Raw genomic sequence first — 22,525 nt, 5'->3', positions numbered from 1 at the left:
CCGAACGCCTGAAAGGAAAGGTGGCGTGCCCAGGGCGGCCGGCTAGGAGATTTTGACGATGGGGGCAAACCCCTTCATCAGCTTCTTGGTCTGGCCGCTCTTCTCAAACGCGACCTCGAGCATGTCGCCCGACACCGAGATGACAGTACCCGTGCCAAAGGTCTTGTGACTCACCATATCACCAGGCGCAAAGGTCTCGGCACGTTTGGCGGCGTCGGGCCGACGCTGCTCCACCGTGTGCCCACCGGCGGCACCGGAGCCCGCCCCGGCTCGCGCGCGGGGCGCACCGCTACCAAACGTTGCCGGCTTGCGGCCGGCGTCGGGGCTGATGCCCGTATGGCGCGAGACGCTCCCACCGGTCGAGCGGGTGTACGACCCAAAGACCCGGCCGCCGTACATATCCTCGCCCACGCCCGAGCCGTACGTGCCGCGGCGGTCGCCGCGCTTCTCCCAGCCCGTACCCTCAAAGCCGGCAGAGCCCACACCCGTAAACTCAATGTCGGCATCGGGAATCTCGTTCAAAAAGCGGCTACGCGGGTTGGCCTGCGTGGAGCCGTAGGTGCGGCGCGTCGCGGCGTAGGTGAGAAAGAGCCGCTGCCGTGCGCGCGTGATGGCCACGTAGGCAAGGCGGCGCTCCTCCTCGAGCTTGGCCGGGTCGTCCGCCGCGGCAAAGCCCGCCACGTGCGGGAAGATCCCCTCCTCAAGGCCCGCCACAAAAACCGCCGGAAACTCAAGGCCCTTGGCCGAGTGCACGGTCATCATGGTGATGGCGTGCGTCTCACCAGCAAGGGAGTCGAGGTCGCTGCGCAGGGCGAGCCACTCGAGGAGCGCCGGCAGTGCCCGACAGGCGAGCGCTCCGTAGGTCCGATCGATCTCGGCCTCGGTCTGGGCGGCGGGCACCGCGCGGGCGGGCGCCGCCGCCATGGTGTTGCCGGCGATGAGCGCGGCGAGCTGGGCTTGCGCGCCGGTGGGTGCCGCAGCGGTGGCAGATGCGCTTGCCGGCGCCACAGCTGCCGGACCGGCCTCGTCCGCAGGCGCCGCAGTGCCGGGCACACCCGCCCCCGCTCCGACCAGGTCATCCGCTGCCGGCACATCCGAGACACCCGCCGCGCGCAGCTCCTCCAGGCTCTCGAGCGTCCCCTCGATATCGTCGTGCGTCTCCTCAAACTCGGCCGCCACACCCAGGAATTCCTGGATGTTCTCTACGCGTCCCTCGGACTCGACCGTCCCCTCGGCACGGAGCGCCTGCATAAGGCCCGAGCGCTCCACAATCGCCTCGACCACGTTCTGCAGCTCGCCGTCCATACGCCGGCCCTCGCGCACCAGCGCCACAAAGTCGCCGAGCGCCGAGCGCACCTTGGCCGAGAATCGACCCGTCTCGGCCGTGGCGATCTCGCACGCCTGGAAGAAGCTGCAGCGGTTCTCGCGCGCAAGCTCCTCGATCTTGGCGATGGACGTGGAGCCGATGCCGCGGCGCGGCGTGTTGATGACGCGCTTGACGCTCATCTCGTCGGCCGGGTTCACGACCATCTTGAGGTAGGCCATCACGTCGCGAATCTCGGCGCGGTCAAAGAAGCGCGTGCCGCCCACAATCTTGTAGGGCACGCCCGCGCGCAGGAACATATCTTCCAAGATGCGCGACTGCGCGTTGGTGCGGTAGAAGACGGCGATATCGTCGTAGCTCGTGCCGCCGGCGTGCAGCTTCTCAATCTCGCCGGCGATCCAGCGGCCCTCGTCGCGCTCGTCCGAGGCCTGGTAGGCCTGGATCTTCTCGCCATCGCCCGCCGCGGTAAAGAGGCGCTTCTCCTTGCGCTGCGAGTTATGGCGCACCACGGCGTTGGCGGCGTTGAGAATGTGGCCCGTCGAGCGGTAGTTCTGCTCGAGCTTGACCACCTTGGCCGCGGGGAAATCCTTCTCAAAGTCGAGGATATTGGAGATATCCGCACCGCGCCAGGAGTAGATAGACTGGTCGTCGTCGCCCACGACCATGAGGTTCTGGTACTTGGCCGCGAGCAGGTTGGCAATTTCGTACTGCACGTGGTTGGTGTCCTGGTACTCGTCCACCGAGATATAGCGAAAGCGCTCCTGGTAGCGCTCGAGCACCTCGGGGCGGGTGCGCAAGAGCTCGAGCGCGCGCACGAGCAGGTCGTCAAAGTCCATGGCGTTGGCCGCGCGCAGACGGCGCTCGAGCTCCTGATAGACCTGGGCAGCCTTCTGCTCTTGGGGCGAGCTCGCGCGCGCCTGAAACTCGTCCGGCCCCACCATGGCGTTCTTGGCGGCGCTGATCTTAGAGCGAATCATGTTGAGCGGGTAGCTCTTCTGCTCGATCCCGAGCGCCTGCATGATGTCGCGCACCATGCGGCGCGAATCGTCGTCGTCATAGATGGTGAACTGCCCCGTGTAGCCCAGAAGGTCAGCGTCCTCGCGGAGCATGCGCACGCACATGGCGTGGAACGTGCACACCCACATGCCGCGCGTGCCGTCGGGCAACAGGGCGCCCAGACGCTCGCGCATCTCAGCCGCGGCCTTGTTGGTAAAGGTGATGGCGAGGATCTGCCACGGACGGACACCGAGGTCGGCGATCATGTGGGCGATGCGATAGGTGAGCACGCGCGTCTTGCCCGAGCCGGCGCCCGCGAGCACCAGGAGCGGCCCCTCAGTGGTGAGGACGGCCTCGCGCTGGGCGGGGTTGAGCGAGTCGATGTCGACGGCCGGCGTGCGCCGCGCGGGAGCGGGCGCCGGGGCGTCGTAGACGTCGAGCGGGACCTGTTCGTAGGCCGGGGCGGTGGCTGCCGGGGCGGCGTCCGATGCGCCCGCAGGTGCGGCCGCGGAGGTGGAGCCCGGCGTGCCGTTATGTGGTGTTTCCCAAGGTAGAGGCTGCGAAACCGACATGGTCGTCTCCCGTCAGGATGATACGAAGGCCCGCTGCGGCGAGCCGTGGTCTTGAGCCTACCCAGTATACCGGGCCGCGCGGACACAGGCGACGCGCTGTGGAGGAAGGGTGCACGCGCGCGGCGCGGGGCACAACGGGCACCACGGCGGCGCGGGGCGGGTGCCGGTGACAGCGACGGCCTCAGCAGCGCTGCCCCGACGCCAGCGCCGCAGCCCGCACGCAAAAAGCACCCGCCCCAGCCGCTACGGGCGGGGACGGGTGCGAACGAGCACGCGCGTGCAAGCGCAGCCGCAAGCGCTACGCCAGCAGCAAGAAGTACGCAATCACCACCACGCCGAGCACGATGCGGTACACGCCAAAGGCAATGAAGGTATGCTTGCGCACAAAGTTCATAAGCCACTTGATGGTCAGAAGCGACACCACAAAGGCCACGAGGCACCCCACGCCCATGATGGCGAGCTCGTTGGTGCCAAACGTACCGCCGTCGAGCACCACGTACTTCACCAGCTTGAGCGCGCTGGCGCCAAACATGACGGGAATCGCCAGGAAAAACGTGAACTTAGAGGCCACTGAGCGCGTGCAGCCAAGCAGAAGGCCGCCGATGATGGTCGAGCCGGAGCGCGACGTACCCGGGATGAGCGATAGCACCTGGAAGCACCCGATGCCAAAGGCGGTCTTGAGCGGCAGGTCCTCCACGCGGGTGATCGCGCCAAAGTCGCCGCCCTCGGTGGGCTCGACCGCTTCGGCGGGGCGAGCAAAGTGCGTGCCGGCCGGACGGCTGCCCGGGACCACGCCCTCCTCCTCGACGCGGCGCGCGAGCACCCGCTTGCGCCACATCTCGATCACGATAAACGCGATGCCGTAGACGATGAGCGCCGCGGCCACCACCACGCTGTTGTAGAGGTGCTCCTCCATAAAGTCGTCGAGCGGGATGCCGATGATCGCCGCCGGCAGGCACGCGAGCACGATCTTGCCCCAGAGAGACCACGTGGCGCGCCGGCCCTCGCGACCCTTGCTCGGGCTAAACGGGTTGAGCTCGTGGAAGAACAGCACGCACACCGCAAGGATGGCGCCCAGCTGGATCACCACGAGGAACATGTTCATGAATTCCTCGCTGACGTTCAGCTTAATGAACTCGTCCACCAAGATCATGTGGCCCGTGCTCGAGATGGGCAGCCACTCGGTGATGCCCTCGACCAGACCGAGAAATGCCGATTTGAGCAGTTCGATGGGATTCAACAGAGCCTCCCCTATCGCGATTGCCGGCGCTCGACCGCGCGGGGCGGCGCCTCAGTTGCAAGCCATTATCGACCAGCGCAAAGACCCCCGGCGGGTCGATGGGCTACGTTCACGGAAACATAAGAACGATTGGGGCGGACGCGGGTATAACGTCCGCAAGTAGGCTGCTGGCGGCGGCTCGCCGTCGCACGAAAAGGAGGCTCTCATGAACGAAGGCTATTCCAAGGTATTCGTGGCGCTCGACGGGACCGAGCAGCAGGACTTCGTCCTGGCGCGCGCCATCAAGGTCGCGGCAAACAACGGCGCCAAACTCATCATCGGGCACGTCATCGACTCCACGGCACTCGAGTCTGCAGGCGCCTATCCGGCCGACCTGGTCAGCGGGCTCGAGGAGGCGTTCCGCACCTCCATTGAGGCACAGGTTGAAGAAGCCCGCGAGAACCCCGACATCCCCGAGGTGGAGATCATGATCCGCGCCGGGCGTATTCGCGAGACGCTCAAAGACGAGATGCTCGACGTGGTGCAGCCCGACCTTGTGATGTGCGGCGCGCGCGGCCTCTCGTCGATCAAGTACGCGCTCCTGGGCTCCATCTCGACCTTCCTGCTGCGGAGCTCGGAGTGCGACATTTTGGTCGTGAAGTAGGCTCGCTTCCGTACCCGATGCCGAGAGGGCTGACGGCCGGGCTTCCCTCTGAACTCCAAACAGTCCTCGGAAAGGGCGCTTCGGCGCCCTTTCCTGTGGAACTCGTTCAGAGGGAAGCCCGGCCGTCAGCCCTCGCGGCACCGTTGCGCTTGCCTGCTTCTCCGAGGTGAATGGGAGGGGCGTTGAAGGATGTGGGTAGCTTTGACCTGATGGGGGTGCGGGAAGGGCGGCTGGAAACGTGGGGCGCAACGCGGTTTAGCCGCCGTAGACGCACGGTCAGCCCCCCATGGACGCATGAATTCCCGTGCGTCCGAGCAAAGGAGATCGCTGGCCGAACCTCTCGCTAGCGGCGCGGGTCCCCACACGCCCGGGTGCGAGGGCACCGGCAGGTATCTGCACGTGGCGACAGAGCCTACTCAAAATATTGGAACTTGTTGGTGGAGAACCTCAAACGGATGGTGAAGCCCTCACCTGGCCTTGAGCTTGCCTCGAGCTGGACACCCATCTTGTCACAAAGGCGTTTTACCAGGTAAAGGCCTATGCCTGTGGAACGCTTGCCCGTGCGACCGTTGTCGCCGGTAAAGCCCTTCTCAAACACGCGCGGCAAATCCGCCTCAGAGACGCCGCAGCCGTTGTCTGCCACAGAGAGCTCCACCGCCTCCGTGGCGAGCCCCTCGTCTACGAGCCGGCCCGTAAAGCTGATGGTCGGCCGGTCGGCATGCGCGTACTTGACGCTGTTCTGGATGATCTGCCCGAGGATAAACTCGATCCACTTCTCGTCGGTAAAGACCTCGAGGTCGAGCCCCTCGACCACTGGCGCCACCCGCGCCGCAATGAGAGCCGGCGCGTTGGCCCTAATCGCCGCGTTTACCAGGTCGCCGAGGCGGTACGCGCGAATGAGGTAGTCGCGGTCGAGCGCCTCGGAGCGCGCATAGAAGAGCGCCTGCTCGATGTAGCCCTCCACACGGCGGAGCTCGTCGCCCACCGCATCGAGCTTTTCGTAGCCGAGCACGTCCCCCGCCGTCTCGCCGAGGTTCTCAAGCATGAGATGCGCTGCCGCCAGGGGTGACTTTGCCTCGTGGACCCACGTCTCGATGTACTCGCGGTACTCCACAAGCTGACGCTCGGCCGCCGCCGTCTCGTCGCTCGCACCCTTGGCAATGGCGCGAATCGCGTCGTAGGTGAGCTCCCCCTCGGCAAAGTCGGGCCGCTCGATAAACTCGGCCAGCCACTGGGGCCGCACATCATCGGCCAAAACCTCGGCAAGGTCGCTGTAGAACGAGCGTTTGCGCAGGTAATCTATGCTAAACGCGGCAACGGCACCGGCGAGCGCGATGATGCCGGCAAGCGCCGTGATGTAGCGGTTGACGCCCGCTACCTCCAGAACAAAAACGATGAGCAGCGCAGCGGCCAGCAAGATCCCCAGGATCGGCAGGTTGCTCTTAAGGTAGGCGCGCGGCGACATGGGACACCTAGACCGAGTAGCCACGGCCGCGGTGCGTGGTGAGGTAGCCCATAACGCCGATCTTCTCGAGCGTACCGCGCAGGCGGTTGATGTTGACGGTGAGCGTGTTGTCGTCCACAAAGGCATCGGAATCCCAGAGGTCGCGCATGAGCGCCTCGCGCGAGACGATCGTGCCCGCGCGGCGCATGAGCAGTGCAAGGATCCGCAGCTCGTTTTTGGTGAGCTCAACCTGCTTGCCGTTGGCCTGCGCCACCGAGCGCGACAGGTCGAGCGCGAGGCCGTTGTGCTCGAGCACGCTCTTGCCCTCGCCGCCCGACGTCCGCCGCAGCAGTGCCTGGATGCGCGCCACGAGCACGCGGGCGCTGTAGGGCTTGGGCACAAAGTCGTCGGCGCCCATCGTCATGCTCATGACCTCGTCGATCTCGGTTACGCGGCTCGTGAGGACGATAATGGGCACGTCGGAGACGGCGCGGAGCTCACGGCAGATAAATTGCCCGTCGGTATCGGGGAGGGTGAGGTCGAGCAGCACGAGGTCGGGGCTCGCCTCCTGGATGCTCTCGACCACATGGGAGAAGTCCGTGGCCGCAGCCGTGGTAAAGCCGTTGCGCTCGAGCACCTGCACGAGTTCGCCGCGGATAGCGGCATCGTCTTCTACCACGTAGATGAGGGCCATGGCTGCTCCCTTGCATGCACTTGGGGCGGAGCCGCCGCGGGGATGAGGCGTGCGACTGCAGCTCGCCGAACGGTCGATGGGTCTATTATGCCCCAGCAAATTACCGCCCCCTCGCTTAAGAAATGCTAAGGAAGAGAGGGGTTGGGAGGGTGTCCCGCCGATCCGCTGAGGCTTGCAGCGCGCCGGCCTGACGCCCCTAGCAGCGGAGAAGCTTCTCGTAGCCCTCGGTCAGCAGTATGGCGAGGTCGGCCGCCGCGGGAGCGAGCTCGTCGGCGTCGCTCGCCAAGACCGCACCGTGTTCGTCCGAGAGCAGGAGCGCTCCCTGCGCCGCCTCTCCCATGCCCGCGAGCGCGCGAAACGGAAGCGCCGGGTCGCGCGTCACCGCGCATCCACGCGCCCGGGCCAGCTGCTCGGCAAGCGATGCCGCGCCGCAAAGCGTCGCCTCCTCGGCAACGCCCAAGGTCAGGGCTCCATCGGCCACGCAGGCTAGCACCTCGGGCGCCACATCCGTCTCTTGCGCCTCGCGCTGCGCGTTGATGGCCCGCTGTGCAAGCGCCTCGGCAGACGTGTCGGGCAGAGGCTCGTAAGCGCCCGTGCTCATAGCCGCCTGACCGGTCTCGTCCACCACGAGCATGAGCACGCCGTCCTCGGGTACGGGGACGGTCGTGTCGTCTGCGAGCGACCACTCTACGTGCTGCTTTGCCCACGAGAGGAGCCCCCGGCTGAGAGGCTCGCCCGCAACGCGACGCGCTGCAAGCGCCCGGATATGCCGGTTGAGCAGCGGGATCTTGCGCGCATGCAGGCGCCAGCGGCACACCAGCACCGGCTCCCCCAGCTGAAAGGCGCCGTTCTCCACCGGCTGCTCCGCGGTCTCGGACATCTTGGCCTCCTCAACAACGCGTCCTAAATCGGCCCCATTATGGTCTCTCACCCGCCAGAAAACAAATGGGTCAGTTGGGAACGTGCCCCGTTTGACCCATTTTCCAGCAATGGGTTGGAGCGAACACATCCCCAACCGGCCCGTGCCCCCGACAAGCCCGCCCTCAGCCAACCCAGAAAGTTAGGTACCCGGCCATTACATGAGCGGCAAATCGTGAGTGTTTTTGGACACGATTTGACGCTGGTGTAATGGGCGGGTACCTAACTATCGGGACAACAAAACAGCCCGCCCGCCTGTATCAAGCCGATACAAGCGGGCGAGCTGAAAATGGGGCAGATGGAACACGTCCCCAAATAACCCAAAACAACCCCGTCCCCAAATGATTAAAGACAGCGAGCGACGGCTTGGCGAGGCAGATTGCCGCGAAGCGAGAGGGCATAGGGCTTACGCCCATGCCCTCGAAGCTGAACGGCAAGGTGCCCGCCAGGCCGGCGCACAGCGTCGACCCGCTAGTGGCGGAAATGCCTGGTCCCCGTAAACACCATGGCGATGTTGTGCTCGTTGCAAGCCTCGATGGACTCGTCGTCGCGGACCGAGCCACCCGGCTGGATGATCGCCGTCACGCCGTGCGCCGCGAGCACGTCAACGTTGTCGCGGAACGGGAAGAACGCATCGCTCGCGCAGGCAAACTCGCTCGCCTCGATGCCCATGCGCTTGCAGGCGTCCTCGGCGCGCTCGCAGGCCAAAAGCGCAGAGTCCACGCGGTTGGGCTGCCCCGGCCCCATGCCGATACCGGCCTCGTTCTTGGCGATGAGGATGGCGTTGGACTTGACGGTCTTTACCACGCGCCACGCAAAGAGCAGGTCGCGCATCTCGGCGTCGGTGGGCTTGCGCTCGGTGGGATAGGTAAAGTTGGCCGGGTCCTCCTCAACGGTGTCGACGCACTGCACGAGCATGCCGCCGTCGACGGAGCGCAGCTCAAGGCGCGCGTGGCCCGCGGCGCCGCCCGTGGCGAGCACGCGCAGGTTGGAACGCTTGGAGAGGCGCTCGAGGGCCTCGGGGGTGTAGCTCGGCGCGATAATGACCTCGACGAACTGCTTGTTCTGGTCGGCAAAATGCTCGACGAGCGAGAGCGGCACTTCGCGATTGACGGCGATGATGCCACCAAAGGCGCTCTTGGGGTCGCACGCAAAGGCGCGGTCGTAAGCGGTGGTGACGTCCTCGGCCACGGCCGAGCCGCAGGGGTTCTGGTGCTTGAGGATCACCACAGCCGGCTCGTCAAACTCGCGCACGGCGTTCCACGCGGCGTCGGCGTCGAGGAAGTTGTTGTAGCTGAGCGGCTTGCCCTGAATCTGCTCGGCGCCCACCAGCGGGTTGGCGGAGCTGCCGTAGCGCGAGAACTCGTCGGCAAAGCGGTAGACCGCGGCGGACTGGTGCGGGTTCTCGCCGTAGCGCAGCTCCTGCGTCTTGGCGAGGTTGAGGGTGAGGGCCGCAGGCGGCTGGAAGCCCTCCTCGCCGGCAGCGGCGGCAACCGCAGGCTCCTCGGCGGCGAGGTAATCGTTGAGCCAGGTGGAGATCGCCGAGTCGTAGGCGGCGGTGCGGGTAAAGACCTTGGCGGCGAGGCGACGACGCGTGGAGCGCAGCGTGGCACCCTCGTGCAGGCGCATCTCCTCGAGAATGGCGTCGTAGTCGGCCGGGTCGCAGACCACGGTCACGGCGTCGTTGTTCTTGGCGGCGGAACGGAGCATGGAGGGGCCGCCGATGTCGATGTGCTCAATGGCGTCGGCAAAGGTCACAGCCGGGTCGGCCACGGTCTTCTCAAACTCGTAGAGGTTCACCACCACGAGGTCGATGAGCTCGATGCCGTGCTCGGCGGCCTGACTCATGTGCTCGGGCAAATCGCGGCGGGCGAGGAGCGCGCCGTGGACCTTGGGATGGAGCGTCTTAACGCGCCCGTCCATCATCTCGGGGTACCCGGTGAAGTCCTCGATCGGGGTCACGGGCACGCCCGCCTCCTCGATGACCTTGGCCGTGCCGCCCGTCGAGATGATCTGAACCCCGAATTCGTCGACCAGAGCGCGGGCGAAGTCGACCACGCCCGTCTTGTCGGTCACCGAGATCAGCGCACGCGCGATCTTTCGCTCAGCTCCCATACGCCCTCCTTGCGCAACAGGCGCCGGCGCGTGCGGCGCCGGCAAACACTAGGAACCTATAATGTAGCGCAACGCGGCGCGCTTGGTGCGCAGGACGCGCGGGGGTCGGACACGGGGCCGCACCCCCGGCGCGGCAGGTGCGCAACACCCCACCCCGATGCGGCGGCTCGCCGCGGCCGCCGCTAGAACGTTCCGCCGCCGCCTCCGCCAACGCCGCCCCCGCCGCCGCCAGAGAACCCACCGCCACTGCCACCGGCCGAGGCGCTCAGGCTCGAGGCAATGCTCGAAGCCGCACTCTCGTATGCCGAGTCCACGCTCTCGTGTGGGCTGTGACGATGCCCGTACCAGGGGAAATACCACCAGAAGAGCGGGTATGGGTAGTAGAGGCCACCGTAACCGTACGCAAAGGTTTCCGCCTCGAAGGCCGCCTGCTCCGCTTGCTCGGCAACATCCGCCGCTGCCGAACGAGGCCCGGCAAATGCAGCGATGACCTCGTCGCTCACCCCCACGGCGGTTGCCATCACGAGCATGCACCGGCCCTCGGGGCGGTCCACATCGATGCTCTCGCCCAAACTCGAGCAATCCTCGACCCACCGGCGAAACGCCTCGCACCGCGCCCGGAGCTCGGCCATCTCTGGCGTGATCCTGCGGCACCGAGCCGCAACGATGAGGGCCACCAACGTGAGCGTAAACCCAATGCCGAGCGCAAGCAGGGTCGCACCATCGGTGAAGGCGGCCAGGATAAACGACGCCGCAAGAAGTGCCACCCCGGCCACCGTCACCGCCGTGGGGAAGCCACCGCGCGGGGTGCTGAGCCCGCGGCTCGCCAGCTCCGCCGCAACCTCCGCCGCAAAGTCGTCCATAAACTCGTTGAGCGTGTCGGGCGAAGACTCGGCATACGAGCGGAGCTCCTCAAAGCTCGACTCGGTGCGCCCGCCCCGGAAGAACACGCGGAGCACCGCGGCGTCGATACCCTCCCCGTCGTGCGCGTGCGGCTTGAGCAAACGCAAACGATACGCCGGCGATTTGCCGCGGCCGGAACCATCGCCATCCGTCACGATGCCCACCACGCCCTCGTCGGTGAGCTTCATGAGCGTGACGGCAAATGCGCGCTCACCCGCCTCGCCGCCCTCCATAAAGGCGGCGATGACGGCCGGATGGTCGTTGGAAGGCAGCTCGCGCAGGTACTTTTGGTCAAACGAGGCCTGGGGCGCCCGACCGTGCGTGAGGCGAAACGCCACCGCAGCCACCAAAAGGGCGGCTGGCAGCGCAATCTGCAGCACGCTGCCCACCCCGATGACCGTCTGCAACTGCTCGCGGCGCGCGTTGGCCTCGGCTGCCCATGCCGCCTCCTCCTCTAGGATCTGCGGCAGGCGCTCGGTGGAGCTGCCGCTCGCAGCAACGAGCCCCGGCACCCACGACGCTGGGAAGACGGTCCGCGCCTCGGCAAACTCCCCGTCGCGCACGGTCGGGACGCTGTAGTGCACCGTCGCCGTCTGCACGTCAGGTTCGACGCTGCCCTCCAAGGGGCCATGGCCCCACGCGCGGAAGGTCTCGTCCGTCGCCGCCTGCGCACCCGGCGCCGTGGCGCCCGCAAACGAGACGGTGAGCGACACGTCGCCCGAGGGCTCGTCCCAGCCGGGCCCCACAAACTGCCAGTAGAGCTCGGCCGTGTCGGCCCAGGCCATGACCGCGCCCGTTAAGCGGTACGACAGGCGGAAGGTGGCCTCCTCGCCGTCGGCGTGCGGCGAGAAGAGCTGGATGCGCAGGGCGTCGCCGTCTTCCTCGACGGTAAAGACGCCGTTCTCGCCGGGCTCGGCCGAGCCCACGCGCTCGAGCGGCTCGTCGGCGCCGCGCACGACGAGCGCAGCCTCGAGCGAGGCGACATCGGGCCACGAGCGACCGCCCTGCTCGTTTTGGGTGATGGGGATGGTCCAGAAGACACCGTTGACGTCGTCGTCAAAGGCAAAGGTGCGCTCCTCCTCGACCTGCAGGCTGCCGTCCTCCTCCACCACAGCGTCGATCCGCACGCGCGGCATGTCGTAGGCGAGGGCTGGGCGCGGCGCGGCAAAGAGCAGGGCGAGCGCCACCGTCGCGAACACGATGACGAGACGCACGAGGCGAGGCCTCGCGGCCGACAACGCCAAACCGCAGTTCGGGGCCGGACGGGCAGCTGACGAACGGCGGCCCGGCGCTTGCCGCAGTGGCCCGCAGCCCGCCGCATCTCGATCTGCCGCGGTCGACGCTCCCACCGTATACGAGCCCAATCGCATCATGGCAACCATCCCTTCGTAGGCGTCGGGTGCCTCCCCTATGGGCGCCATTGTACCGGGCGGCGCGGACAGCTCCCGGCCGCCCCATGGAAGATTCGGCCAATGGGTCGGTTGGGGACGTGTTCGTTTTGCCCCATCCCGCCGCGCAGCGGCCCGCGCGCTCCGCACCGAACGAATTAAGGCGAAACGTTGAAGTCCGCGTGAGGGAATTGTGGATGCGTTTGAACCGGCAAAGGCGGGTATACGTTGAGTGCGACTCGAAACGCACGTAGCCGGTAATGGTGAGGAAGGAACGTCCCATGGCACTCGACAGCAAGGTCACAAAGATTCTCAACGATCAGATCAACGCGGAGTTCTATTCGGCGTATCTCTACCTCACCTTTGCCGACTACTACGAGGACCGCGGCCTCAAGGGCTTTGCCAACTGGTACATGATCCAGGCGCGCGAGGAGTCCGACCACGCGCTCGCCATCCGCCGCTACCTCCTCGACAACGACTTTACCCCCACTATGGAGGCCATCGCCAAGCCCGACAAGACCTTTAGCTCGGACATCGAGCCGCTCGAGGCCGGCCTGGCGCACGAGGAGTACGTCACGGGTCTCATCCACCGCTGCTATGAGGTGGCGCACGAGGTGCACGACGTCCGCACGATGAAGTTCCTCGATTGGTTTGTGAGCGAGCAGGGCGAGGAGGAGACCAACGCCCGCGACATGATCACCAACATGAAGCTCTTTGGCTGCGACCCCAAGGGCCTCTACGACCTCGACCGCGAGTATCAGGCGCGCGTCTACACGCAGCTCACGGCGCTTCCGCTCTAGCCTCCCTTTCCGCGCGGGGCGGCTCCCCCCTAGCCGCCCCGCGCACCCATAGTCCCCCCTTTTCCAGGAGCCCTCGGGTATGCAGACCCGGGGGCTCCGGCCGTTTTGGGTCATTTGGGGACATGTTCCAAGTGACCCATTTTGGCTCGGACACATGCCAAGCCGGGGCTTTACAAACGCGCCACCCGTTGCCCATACTGTGCGCATGGATACCTCACGCGCCACCGCAACCCACACCGCCGCCGAGCGTCCCGTCGTCGGGCGATTTGCGCCCACACCTTCGGGGCGCATGCACCTGGGCAACATCTTTGCCGCGCTCGTGGCGTGGCTCTCGGCCCGCAGCGCGGGCGGCCGCGTGATCCTGCGCATCGAGGACCTCGACCCGCGCACGCAAAGCGGGCCGTGGGCCGACCTTTTGCTTAGCGACCTGCACTGGCTTGGCCTCGACTGGGACGAAGGCCCCTATTACCAGCGCGACCGCATCGATCGCTACCAGGCGGCGCTCAACGCGCTCAAAGAGGCGGCCACGGTCTATCCGTGCTTTTGCACGCGCGCCGAGCTGCATGCGGCGTCGGCACCGCACGCGAGCGACGGAACCCCCATCTATGCCGGCACCTGCCGCGGGCTCTCCCCCGCCGAGGTTGCCGAGCGGTCCCGGCGGCGACCCCCGGCGCAACGGCTTGCCGTGCCCACGGCGGACGACCCGACCGGGACCATCGCGTTTGTCGACCGCGTTTATGGGCCGCAGCGCGAGGTGCTCGCGCGCGAATGCGGGGACTTTTTGGTGCAGCGCAGCGACGGGGTCTTTGCCTACCAGCTTGCCGTGGTGGTAGACGACGCCGAGATGGGCGTGACCGAGGTCGTGCGCGGCCACGACCTGCTGAGCTCGACCGCGAGGCAGATTCACCTGCAGCGTCTGCTCGGCTATAGGCAACCCGCATACGCCCATGTTCCGCTGTTGATGGCACCCGACGGGCGGCGCCTCTCCAAGCGCGACCGTGACCTCGACATGGAAGGGCTGCGCGAGCAGTTTGGCACGCCCGAACGCCTGCTGGGCTGGCTCGCCGGCAGCACGGGCCTCGCGCCCGATCGCGCGCCGCGGAGTGCCTCCGAGCTGGTTGGGCTCTTTAGCTGGGATACCGTGCGGGCGCACCGCGACGACCTGGTGATTGGCTAGGGCAAGCGCCCCTGCTCGCCGCCCCGGCCCCACGAGGCGCCGCTGCGCCACGCCGCACGCGCCACCGGGCCTGCGCCCGCGCGTCGAGGGCCGTCGCGCGCTCATAGGGGGTCAGAATCAAAACCTCGCGCCAATGTAAGGATGGAATTGCGGTTTATCGAGTAGAGAGCAAAATTCGATGAACAAAACCGCTGGTAGAGACGTTGGGCAAAATCGGTCTACATTGCGCGTGCCGATTTCATCCTTACATTGGCGCGAGGTTTTGGTATTGACCCCCTGTAAAACGGCGATTCGACCGTATGACCCCTTGTAAACCGGCGTTTCGACGGCATGGAAGAACGGCGACGGCGCGCACGTCCAAGCGCCAGCAACGCGCCGGGCGCGATCGGGCGGCGGAGACGCCCCGCAACAGCAAAAGCCCGGCACCGCTGGGGCACCGGGCTTGCATAATCGGCTGGCGGAGAGCTGGGGATTCGAACCCCAGATTCCCTTTAGGGGAATACTCGCTTAGCAGGCGAGCACCTTCGGCCTCTCGGTCAGCTCTCCGTGAGCAGTGCTATATATTAGCGTATGAGCAGGCCGTCGCACAAGAAGCGCACCCAACTTTCCAAAAGACCGGCGCACGCCGCGCTCGTCCCGACCCCGCTCCGGGAGTCACACGCGCGGCCCCCTGTAGAACAACGCCCCGCCACATCAGTTGCGGTACCATCTCGGTACGCACTTACCCGCGCAGGCGGCACCCGCCAGCCCTGCCCGCGCCCCACATAGGAGCCACCATGTCACACACCTCGCAAACCACCAGACCGCTCCAGGAATACCTGGACGCACTCCATCGGGAGGGCATCCTCCTCTCGAGCCCCGACGCCACCAGCGCGTCCCTCACCATTGCCAACGCAACCGACGACTCCCGCGACGTCCGCCCGCAGACGCTCTTTGTTTGCAAGGGAGCGACCTTCCGGCGCGAGTACCTGCTCGATGCAATCGAGGCGGGTGCCGTTGCCTATGTCGCCGAGCAGGACTTTGGCGTTTCCATCCCCGCGATCATCGTCTCGGACATCCGCCGCGCGCTCGGCATAACGGCAGACCTTGCCTGGAACCACCCCTCGGAGCATATCGACATCTGCGCGATCACGGGCACCAGGGGCAAAACGACCACGGCCTACTGCCTCCGCGCCATCCTGCAGGCGCGCGCCGAGCGGCTCGGCCTGCCGCGGTGTCCCCTCTTCTCTACCATCACGCTCGACGACGGCATTGAGGTAGAGACCTCCACCCTCACCACCCCCGAGCCCTTTGACCTGCAGCGTCATATCGCCAACGCGATGGCGTCCGGCTCGTCCGCACTTGTTATGGAGGCCTCGAGCCAGGCGCTCAAATACGGGCGCATGCGGGGGGTCAAGCTCGCGGTCGGCGCGTTTACCAACATCTCTGAGGACCACATCTCGCCCATCGAACACCCCACGTTTGAGGACTACTTTGCAAGCAAGCTGCGGCTGTTTGAGAAAGCGCGCACCGCGGTCGTCAACCTCGACATGAAACCGGAGTGCCGGGAGCGCGTCCTCAGCGCAGCGAGCGCCTGTGAGCGAACCATCACATGCTCCACGACCGAGGCCGAGGCAGACCTCCGTGCCGCGAACATCCGGCATGAGCGGGGCGGAATCGCCTTTGAGCTGACCGCCGGACCGAATGTGCCCGAGCTGAACGAGCCCCTTGCCGTGCGGCTCCCCATGCTCGGCCTCTACAACGCAGAGAACGCGCTCATCGCCGCGGCGTGCGCGCTCGCCGTTGGCGCCACCGCCGCCGATATCCGCGCGGGGCTGGAGGCGGTGCATGTTCCCGGGCGCATGGAAATTGCCCATCAGGAGGACGGGCTCACCGTTATCGTGGACTACGCGCACAACGGCTCGAGCCTCGAGGCGCTGCTCACCGACGTGCGCGACGCCTATCCCAACCACGAGGTGACCTGCGTGTTTGGTGCCACGGGAACCAAGGGCGTCGAGCGGAGGTACGGTATGGGCGAGGCCGCCGGCCGCCTCGCCGACCGGATCATCGTTACCGAGGACGACCCGGGCAAGGAGGACCCCGCGCTCATCGCGCAGGAGATTGAGCAGGCTGCGCGCGAGGCGGGGGCAACGAACATCACGACCATCCTCGACCGCAGGGAGGCCGCGCGGCATGCCATCGAGGGCGCGCGGCGTCCGGCGGTCGTGATCTTGGCCGGCAAGGGCCATGAGACGTTTGTGGTCCGCGGCACGGAGCGCCTCCCCTACGAGGGGGACGCCGCCGTGATCAGGTCGATCGTCGGTTAGGCGGAGTAAGCCGCGCAGAGCAAGCGGGGCGGATCGGAGCCGGCGCCGGCCCACCGGGCCTACCGCTCCGCAACCCCCAGCATCTCCCGCGCGAGCTCGAGATCGCTCGTTACCTCGGGATACGAGTCGCCCCGGTGCTGACGCGTCTCGTCACCCTTACCCAGCAGCAGCACGACCGCCTCGCCAGCCTGCTGCGCCCATGCAAACGCCTGGCGTATCGCCTCGGTGCGGTCACAGACGATGCGGTGCTCCACCGAATCCGGCGTGTGCGCGGCAAGCTCCGCGCAGATCTGCTCGACGCTCTCGTGCGCCGGATCCTCCTCGGTATAAATCAGCAGGTCGGCATAGCGCGACGCCACGCGCGGCAGCACCTCGCGGCGCTCGAGCGCCTTGTCGCCCGGCGCGCCAAACACCGCAACCACCTTGCGTTTGGGATACTCCGCCTTGACCGAGTGGAAGAGCGTCTCGTACGACAGCTCGTTGTGCGCGTAGTCAACGAGCGCGAGGATCTTGCCGTCCGGAGACACCACGGGCTCCATGCGCCCCGGAACGCGCACGTGCGCGAGCCCGGCGGCGATCGCGTCGTAGCCGATGCCCAGCTGCCGCGCGCACGCAATGGCGACCAGGGCGTTCTCGACGTTAAAGAGTCCGGGAATTCCCAAGCGGATACGGTGCCGTTCCGACCCTTCCGCCACCTCAAAGTCAACGCCACCGGCAGATGCCGCGATATGGTCGGCCCCCAGGCTAGCCGGGAGGTGAGCGGTGCGGTCTTTGGCCAGCCCGTCCTCGTGCCCCGGCATCTCGGCGAGCGTGGTTACGCACCGGCGAGCGTGCGCGGCAGCCGCCATAACGCGTTCGAGCTCTTTGGTCGCAAGGTTCACGACGGCCGTCTGGGCGTGGTCGAATATCCTCAGCTTGCTCGCGAAGTAATCCTCAAACGTGGGGTGCTCGATGGGCGAGATGTGGTCGCGCCCGATGTTGAGAAAGCACGCGATGTCGAGCGGCAGGCCGAGCACGCGGTCGTATTTGAGCCCCTGGCTCGAGACCTCCATGACCATGCACGTGCGACCCGCCTGCACCGTGTGAAACAGGTGGCGCCACAGGTCGGGCGCCTCGGGAGTCGTGTTATGGCTCTCAAAGCGCTCCGCGCCGTCGTCCGTCTCGATGGAACCCAAGATTGACGGCTCCTGCCCGGCCGCGCGCAAGATCGAGCGCAGCATGTAGGCCGTGGTCGACTTGCCCTTGGTACCCGTGATGCCGATGATGGTCAGCTTGCGCTCGGGGTGGCCGAAGATCAGCGGAGAGACCCGGGCCATGGCCTTTCGGATGCCGCGGACGGCAAGGTAGGGAGCGCCCGGGGCTGCGTCGCGCAGCTCTTGGGGCGGCCTGAGAGGCTCGCCGTCGTGAGCCGCGACGGCCTCGCACATATATGCCGCCGCGCCGGCGCCGAGCGCCCCGGAGAGAAACTGCGGCCTAAAGCCGGCACCCTTGCAAACGAACAGGCAGCCCGCATCCACCGCGCGCGAATCGATGGACGCCCCGTGGACCGCCGCAGAAGGGTCCGAGGCAACCGCCGCGATACCCCACCTTGCCAGCTCCTGCACAAGATCGCCCAGGGAGATGTCTGGCAGCTCGGCCGCAACTGGCGGCTCGGCCGCAGGCCCCTCGAGCCTCGCCGTACCAACCCCGTTCATGGTATCCACCTTGTCACCATCTCCTGCGTCCGGGAACTCACCAGATGCGGCTGTAACCGCTGCCTAGACATCATATTATCGGCAAAGGCTGGCGTAAACCTAAAACGGGGGCGACGCGGCGCCCGGAATGGGCACCGGACGCCCCGCGTCCTCGCGGGCTCGCCTCCGCGGCGCCGAGCTGCCGCGGACTCGCTACCCCACCGCCACGGTGAGGTTCTCGCGCACCCGCACGCGGCCCTCGGCAAGGAGCTGCACCACGTCGGGGTAGAGGCGATGCTCGACCTCGTGAATGTGCTCCTCGAGCTCGTCGACCGTCCAGCCCTCCTCAACGTGGACGGGCTCCTGCGCGATGATCGGACCCTGGTCGTACGCCGCGTTGGCAAAGTGCACCGTCACGCCGGTGACCTTGACGCCGCGCTCGTAGGCGTCGGCGATGCCGTGTGCCCCCTGAAAGCTCGGCAGCAGCGCCGGGTGCAGGTTGACCACACGGTTGGGCCAAAGCGCGAGCAGCGGCTCGTGCACCATGCGCATGTAGCCCGCCATGATGATGTACTCGGCGCCCGCACGTTTGAGTTCGGTGGCAATGACCTCGTCGGCGTCCCACGGGTCGGCGTAGATCTCTTTGGAGAGCGCAAGCGTCTGGATGCCCGCGGCCGCCGCGCGCTTGAGGCCCGCGGCCGAGGGACGGCTCGAGATAACGAGCACGATCTCGGCGTTGAGCGTACCTGCGGCGATGCGGTCGATGAGCGCCTGGAGGTTGGTGCCGGAGCCCGAGATGAGCACGCCGATCTTGAGGGGCGGGAGCTCCTTGCCGGCCTCGCGCGCTGCGGCGCGACGGGCCTCGAGGTCGTTGCCGTCCTCAACGCCGGCAAAGGCCTCACGCAGGCGGGCGAGCCGGCGCTCGGCGTCGGCCAAGGCGGCCTCGTAGAGCGAGCCGGTCGGCTGGGGAGCGGACTCGGCAGCGGCGGGCTCGGCGGCAGGCGCGTTGCCCGTGCCGGCAGAGGCCCCCGCCGCACCCGCAAGCGCCGACGCGCGGGCGGCCGCCACCGCGGCGGCGCGGGCCAGGTCGACCTCCTGCTCCGCCGTGGCGGTAAAGAACTCGCCGCTCGGCAGCGCCTCGGGCGGCAGCTCGGCAGCCTCTACCAGCTCGCGGTAGGTATCGGCCGAGGTACCCGTCTCGTCTGCCCGGGCGGCCGCGGCGGCAATGTCCTCGGTGGCCGCCGGCACGCGGCGCTCGTCGTTAGCGCTCATCGGCGTACACCACCTTGCCGGAACCCTCCACGCACGCACCCACGCGGAACGGCCGCTCGCCGGCAGCCTCGAGCGCGGTGCGCACCGTGGCCTCGTCCTCGGGCGCGCAGGTGAGGCAGAGCCCCACGCCCATGTTGAAGGTCTTGCAGGCCTCGTTGGGCGTGAGCCCGGCCTCGCGGCAGATGTAGGAGATAACGGGCGGAACGTCCCAGCCAAAGCTCCCGTCGACCTGACGGTCGACTACGGCGTCCACGTCCCCGGCCAGCGCGCGGTTGAGGTTCTCGGTAATGCCGCCGCCCGTGATGTGCGCGATGGCGTGCACCTTGCCGGCCGCCGCGCCGCGCAGCACCTCGAGCACGGGCTTGACGTAGATGCGGGTGGGAGCCAGCAGCGCATCGGCCAGGCTCATGCCGGCGAGCTCGTCCCGCGGCGCCTCCAGCTCAGCGCGCTTGGCCTCGGCCTCGGGCGTGCCCGGCACGATGCCGTCGACCCCGATGACCTTGCGCACGAGCGAGTAGCCGTTGGAGTGCACGCCCGAGCTCGGCAGGCCCAGGATCACGTCGCCGGGGCGGACGTTTGCCGGGTCGAGCATCTTGGGCCGGTCGACCACGCCCACGGTAAAGCCGGCGAGGTCGTAGTCGTCCGGACGCATGACGCCGGGGTGCTCGGCCATCTCGCCGCCCACGAGCGCGCAGCCCGCAAGCTTGCAGCCGTCGGCCACGCCCTTGACGATCTTGGCCATGTGCCCGGCCTCGATGTGGCCGATGGCCACGTAGTCGAGAAAGAAGAGCGGCTCGGCACCCGAGGCGAGAATGTCGTTGACGCACATGGCCACGAGGTCCTGGCCCACGGTCTCGTGGCGGTCGAGCAGCTGGGCGAGTACGAGCTTGGTGCCCACGCCGTCGGTGCCGCTGATGAGAATCGGGTCTTCCATGTCTTTGAGCGCCGCGGCCGAGAACAGCCCGCCAAAGCCGCCGATGCCGCCGATGACCTCGGGGCGGTTGGTGGCGGCGACCATCTGCTTGATCGCGTCGACCGCGCGGCCGCCCTCGGCCGTATCGACGCCGGCGTCCTCGTAGGTCACATGCTTGGGTGTATCGCTCATCGGCGGTCCTTTCTGAAGATGCTCTCAGATAGCCAAATCATAGCAGGTACGCCGGGCCAGCACGCGCCCGCCGAGCAAGCCGGCACGCATAGCTCATTCTGGGGCGGGGTCAAAATGGGTCATTTGGGGACGCGTTCCAAGTGACCCATCGGCGCCTTAGAGGTGCTCGGACTCCCAGGTGCGGTCGCGGTCCTTCTGCTCCACCACGTCGCGGGGCAGCACCGTCGGCTGCGTGAGGTTGCAGGGGTCGTAGCCGGGCATAAACTTGTCGCGGCCAAAGCTCTCGGGAATGGCCACCGGGTACACGCCGGTAAAGCAGGCGGTGCAGTAGCCGCGCACGCCGCCCTCGGGGGTCGCCCCGCACGGCGGCATGCACGCAAGCAGCCCCTTAACCGAGAGAAACGCCAACGAGTCGGCACCGATATAGTCGCGGATCTCTTCCACGCGCCGGTTGGCGCTGATGAGCTGCGCCTGAACGTCGGTATCGATGCCATAGAAGCACGGCCACACGACCTCCGGCGAGTTGATGCGCACGTGAACCTCGGCCGCTCCCGCCTGACGCAGCATCCGCACGAGCTGCACCATGGTGGTGCCGCGCACGATGGAGTCATCGATCACCACCAGGCGCTTGCCGGCGATGTTATCGCGCAGCGGATTGAGCTTCATGCGCACGCCCATCGCGCGGAGCTCCTGCGTGGGCTGGATAAAAGTGCGCGCCACGTAGCGGTTCTTGATGAGCCCCTCGCCAAAGGGAATGCCGCTCTCGTGCGCAAAGCCCTCCGCCGGCGGCAGGCCGCTATCGGGCACGCCGATGACCATATCGGCCTCGACGGGCGCCTCGCGGGCGAGTTGGCGACCCATGTCGTAGCGGCACGCGTAGACCGACTTGCCCGCCATGATGGAGTCGGGCCGCGCAAAGTAGACCTGCTCAAAGATGCACTCGGCCGTCTCGCGCGCGGCAGGCACGCCCTGCTCGGAGACGAGGCCCTCGGCGCTGATGCGCAGGATCTCGCCGGGGCGGATGTCGCGCACGTAGACGGCGCCCACGATGTCGAGCGCGCAGGTCTCGGAGGCAACGACCCAGCCGGCCACGTTGGTGGACGTATCGGAGGCGTCCGAATGGGTCAGATGGAACACGTCCCCAACTGCACCATCGTCGGCGGGCAGGTAGCCAAGGACGAGCGGACGAATGCCAAAGGGGTCGCGGAAGGCGTAGAGCGCCTGCTCGTTGATGAGCGCCATGGCGTAGCCGCCGCGCACGAGCTCCATCGTCTTGCGGATGCCCTCACGCAGATGGCGCGTGCGCTGGGTGAAGTACCCGATGAGCTTGGCCGCGACCTCCGAGTCGGAGTTGGAGAGAAAGTGCACGCCGAGGTCGATCAGCTGGCGGCGCAGCTCGTCGGTGTTAACGAGGGTGCCGTTGTGAGCAAGCGCGATGATGACGTCGTTGATGGTCGAGAGGTGCGGCTGCGCGGCCTCCCAGCTCTTGGCGCCCGCAGTGCCGTAGCGCACGTGTCCGATGGCGAGCTGGCCGGGGAGCGCGGCAAGGTCGGCGTCGGTAAAGACCTGGCTCACGAGGCCAAGCTCCTTGCGGACCATAACCGTGCCGCCGTCGCCCACGGCGATGCCGGCCGACTCCTGGCCGCGGTGCTGGAGCGACATGAGGCCAAAGTAGGTAAGGCGCGCCACGTCGCGGCTGGGTGCCCACACGCCAAAAACGCCGCACTCCTCGTGGAGGGCGTCGTCGGGCGCGGGGTCGGTCGCGGCGGGCACAGGGTTGCAGACGGTTCGACAGCTCCGCTCGGGCATGGCGCTCCTTTGGTTGGTGAAATGGACCCGCATATTCTATGCCAGCGAGCGGGAGCAGGGGCGGTCGTGCGCGGTTTTTCACACGAGAGGGGCGGGTTGCCGAGGGACGCGGCGGCTGCGGGGGCGGAGCGGGCGAGGCCGCTGGG

The 22,525-nt window shown here is 67.1% G+C and carries 15 protein-coding genes and 1 tRNA gene; 4 read left to right on the top strand and 12 right to left on the bottom strand.

The window, feature by feature from the left end:
* Positions 1-42 precede the first annotated feature (42 nt).
* Positions 43-2,892, bottom strand: coding sequence for a UvrD-helicase domain-containing protein (locus B5G20_RS08930; RefSeq protein ID WP_087356566.1), 2,850 nt, complete (start codon positions 2,890-2,892; stop codon positions 43-45).
* Between the two features lie 298 nt (positions 2,893-3,190).
* Positions 3,191-4,132 carry an undecaprenyl-diphosphate phosphatase gene (locus B5G20_RS08925; protein ID WP_087356565.1) on the bottom strand — a complete coding sequence of 314 codons (942 nt, stop codon included), beginning with the start codon at positions 4,130-4,132 and terminating at the stop codon, positions 3,191-3,193.
* Between the two features lie 205 nt (positions 4,133-4,337).
* Between B5G20_RS08925 and B5G20_RS08920 the strand changes: the two genes are divergently transcribed.
* Positions 4,338-4,775, top strand: coding sequence for a universal stress protein (locus B5G20_RS08920; protein ID WP_087356564.1), 438 nt, complete (start codon positions 4,338-4,340; stop codon positions 4,773-4,775).
* A gap of 412 nt (positions 4,776-5,187) precedes the next feature.
* Here B5G20_RS08920 and B5G20_RS08915 read toward each other — a convergent pair whose 3' ends face one another.
* The 5 genes from B5G20_RS08915 to B5G20_RS08895 form a co-directional block, all read right to left on the bottom strand.
* Positions 5,188-6,240, bottom strand: coding sequence for a sensor histidine kinase (locus B5G20_RS08915; protein ID WP_087356563.1), 1,053 nt, complete (start codon positions 6,238-6,240; stop codon positions 5,188-5,190).
* Positions 6,241-6,247: 7 nt separating this feature from the next.
* Positions 6,248-6,913: a response regulator transcription factor gene (locus tag B5G20_RS08910; RefSeq protein ID WP_087356562.1), complete on the bottom strand. Its 666-nt coding sequence runs from the start codon at positions 6,911-6,913 to the stop codon at positions 6,248-6,250.
* A 196-nt stretch (positions 6,914-7,109) separates the two neighbouring features.
* Entirely contained in the window at positions 7,110-7,793 is a 684-nt protein-coding gene (locus B5G20_RS08905) for a hypothetical protein (protein WP_087356561.1), read from the bottom strand.
* Between the two features lie 509 nt (positions 7,794-8,302).
* The gene (gene purH, locus B5G20_RS08900) at positions 8,303-9,946 is read right to left on the bottom strand and encodes a bifunctional phosphoribosylaminoimidazolecarboxamide formyltransferase/IMP cyclohydrolase (RefSeq protein WP_087356560.1); all 1,644 of its coding nucleotides are present in this window, start codon (positions 9,944-9,946) and stop codon (positions 8,303-8,305) included.
* A gap of 182 nt (positions 9,947-10,128) precedes the next feature.
* Complete coding sequence (locus B5G20_RS08895) at positions 10,129-12,063, bottom strand: DUF2207 domain-containing protein (RefSeq protein WP_158094431.1); 1,935 nt, start codon at positions 12,061-12,063, stop codon at positions 10,129-10,131.
* Between the two features lie 455 nt (positions 12,064-12,518).
* Between B5G20_RS08895 and B5G20_RS08890 the strand changes: the two genes are divergently transcribed.
* Both B5G20_RS08890 and gluQRS read left to right on the top strand, forming a co-directional pair.
* The gene (locus tag B5G20_RS08890) at positions 12,519-13,037 is read left to right on the top strand and encodes a ferritin (RefSeq protein WP_087356558.1); all 519 of its coding nucleotides are present in this window, start codon (positions 12,519-12,521) and stop codon (positions 13,035-13,037) included.
* A 205-nt stretch (positions 13,038-13,242) separates the two neighbouring features.
* The gene (gluQRS, locus tag B5G20_RS08885; RefSeq protein ID WP_087356557.1) at positions 13,243-14,214 is read left to right on the top strand and encodes a tRNA glutamyl-Q(34) synthetase GluQRS; all 972 of its coding nucleotides are present in this window, start codon (positions 13,243-13,245) and stop codon (positions 14,212-14,214) included.
* 455 nt (positions 14,215-14,669) lie between these two features.
* Here gluQRS and B5G20_RS08880 read toward each other — a convergent pair.
* Positions 14,670-14,760: transfer RNA gene (locus tag B5G20_RS08880), tRNA-Ser, on the bottom strand.
* A 230-nt stretch (positions 14,761-14,990) separates the two neighbouring features.
* Here B5G20_RS08880 and B5G20_RS08875 point away from each other — a divergent pair.
* The gene (locus tag B5G20_RS08875; RefSeq protein ID WP_087356556.1) at positions 14,991-16,520 is read left to right on the top strand and encodes a UDP-N-acetylmuramoyl-L-alanyl-D-glutamate--2,6-diaminopimelate ligase; all 1,530 of its coding nucleotides are present in this window, start codon (positions 14,991-14,993) and stop codon (positions 16,518-16,520) included.
* A gap of 59 nt (positions 16,521-16,579) precedes the next feature.
* Here B5G20_RS08875 and B5G20_RS08870 read toward each other — a convergent pair whose 3' ends face one another.
* From B5G20_RS08870 to purF, 4 genes are all read right to left on the bottom strand, one after another.
* The gene (locus B5G20_RS08870) at positions 16,580-18,214 is read right to left on the bottom strand and encodes a UDP-N-acetylmuramoyl-L-alanyl-D-glutamate--2,6-diaminopimelate ligase (protein ID WP_087356555.1); all 1,635 of its coding nucleotides are present in this window, start codon (positions 18,212-18,214) and stop codon (positions 16,580-16,582) included.
* Between the two features lie 192 nt (positions 18,215-18,406).
* Entirely contained in the window at positions 18,407-19,003 is a 597-nt protein-coding gene (gene purN, locus B5G20_RS08865) for a phosphoribosylglycinamide formyltransferase (protein ID WP_239286957.1), read from the bottom strand.
* 451 nt (positions 19,004-19,454) lie between these two features.
* Positions 19,455-20,570, bottom strand: coding sequence for a phosphoribosylformylglycinamidine cyclo-ligase (gene purM / locus B5G20_RS08860; RefSeq protein WP_087356554.1), 1,116 nt, complete (start codon positions 20,568-20,570; stop codon positions 19,455-19,457).
* Positions 20,571-20,726: 156 nt separating this feature from the next.
* Positions 20,727-22,379 carry an amidophosphoribosyltransferase gene (gene purF, locus B5G20_RS08855; protein ID WP_087356553.1) on the bottom strand — a complete coding sequence of 551 codons (1,653 nt, stop codon included), beginning with the start codon at positions 22,377-22,379 and terminating at the stop codon, positions 20,727-20,729.
* Between the last annotated feature and the right edge of the window lie 146 nt (positions 22,380-22,525).

The organism is Collinsella sp. An7 (genome assembly GCF_002159335.1).
Lineage (GTDB): Bacteria > Actinomycetota > Coriobacteriia > Coriobacteriales > Coriobacteriaceae > Coprousia.
This window is presented reverse-complemented; position numbering and strand designations above follow the sequence as displayed.

What these genes read in the sequence shown, in the direction of transcription:
- purH (WP_087356560.1), bottom strand. Translation starts at nt 9,946, where the DNA reads ATGGGAGCTGAGCGAAAGATCGCGCGTGCGCTGATCTCGGTGACCGAC.
- purF (WP_087356553.1), bottom strand. Translation starts at nt 22,379, where the DNA reads ATGCCCGAGCGGAGCTGTCGAACCGTCTGCAACCCTGTGCCCGCCGCG.
- gluQRS (WP_087356557.1), top strand. Translation starts at nt 13,243, where the DNA reads ATGGATACCTCACGCGCCACCGCAACCCACACCGCCGCCGAGCGTCCC.
- B5G20_RS08930 (WP_087356566.1), bottom strand. Translation starts at nt 2,892, where the DNA reads ATGTCGGTTTCGCAGCCTCTACCTTGGGAAACACCACATAACGGCACG.
- B5G20_RS08905 (WP_087356561.1), bottom strand. Translation starts at nt 7,793, where the DNA reads ATGTCCGAGACCGCGGAGCAGCCGGTGGAGAACGGCGCCTTTCAGCTG.
- B5G20_RS08910 (WP_087356562.1), bottom strand. Translation starts at nt 6,913, where the DNA reads ATGGCCCTCATCTACGTGGTAGAAGACGATGCCGCTATCCGCGGCGAA.
- B5G20_RS08920 (WP_087356564.1), top strand. Translation starts at nt 4,338, where the DNA reads ATGAACGAAGGCTATTCCAAGGTATTCGTGGCGCTCGACGGGACCGAG.
- purM (WP_087356554.1), bottom strand. Translation starts at nt 20,570, where the DNA reads ATGAGCGATACACCCAAGCATGTGACCTACGAGGACGCCGGCGTCGAT.
- B5G20_RS08890 (WP_087356558.1), top strand. Translation starts at nt 12,519, where the DNA reads ATGGCACTCGACAGCAAGGTCACAAAGATTCTCAACGATCAGATCAAC.
- B5G20_RS08870 (WP_087356555.1), bottom strand. Translation starts at nt 18,214, where the DNA reads ATGAACGGGGTTGGTACGGCGAGGCTCGAGGGGCCTGCGGCCGAGCCG.
- B5G20_RS08875 (WP_087356556.1), top strand. Translation starts at nt 14,991, where the DNA reads ATGTCACACACCTCGCAAACCACCAGACCGCTCCAGGAATACCTGGAC.
- B5G20_RS08915 (WP_087356563.1), bottom strand. Translation starts at nt 6,240, where the DNA reads ATGTCGCCGCGCGCCTACCTTAAGAGCAACCTGCCGATCCTGGGGATC.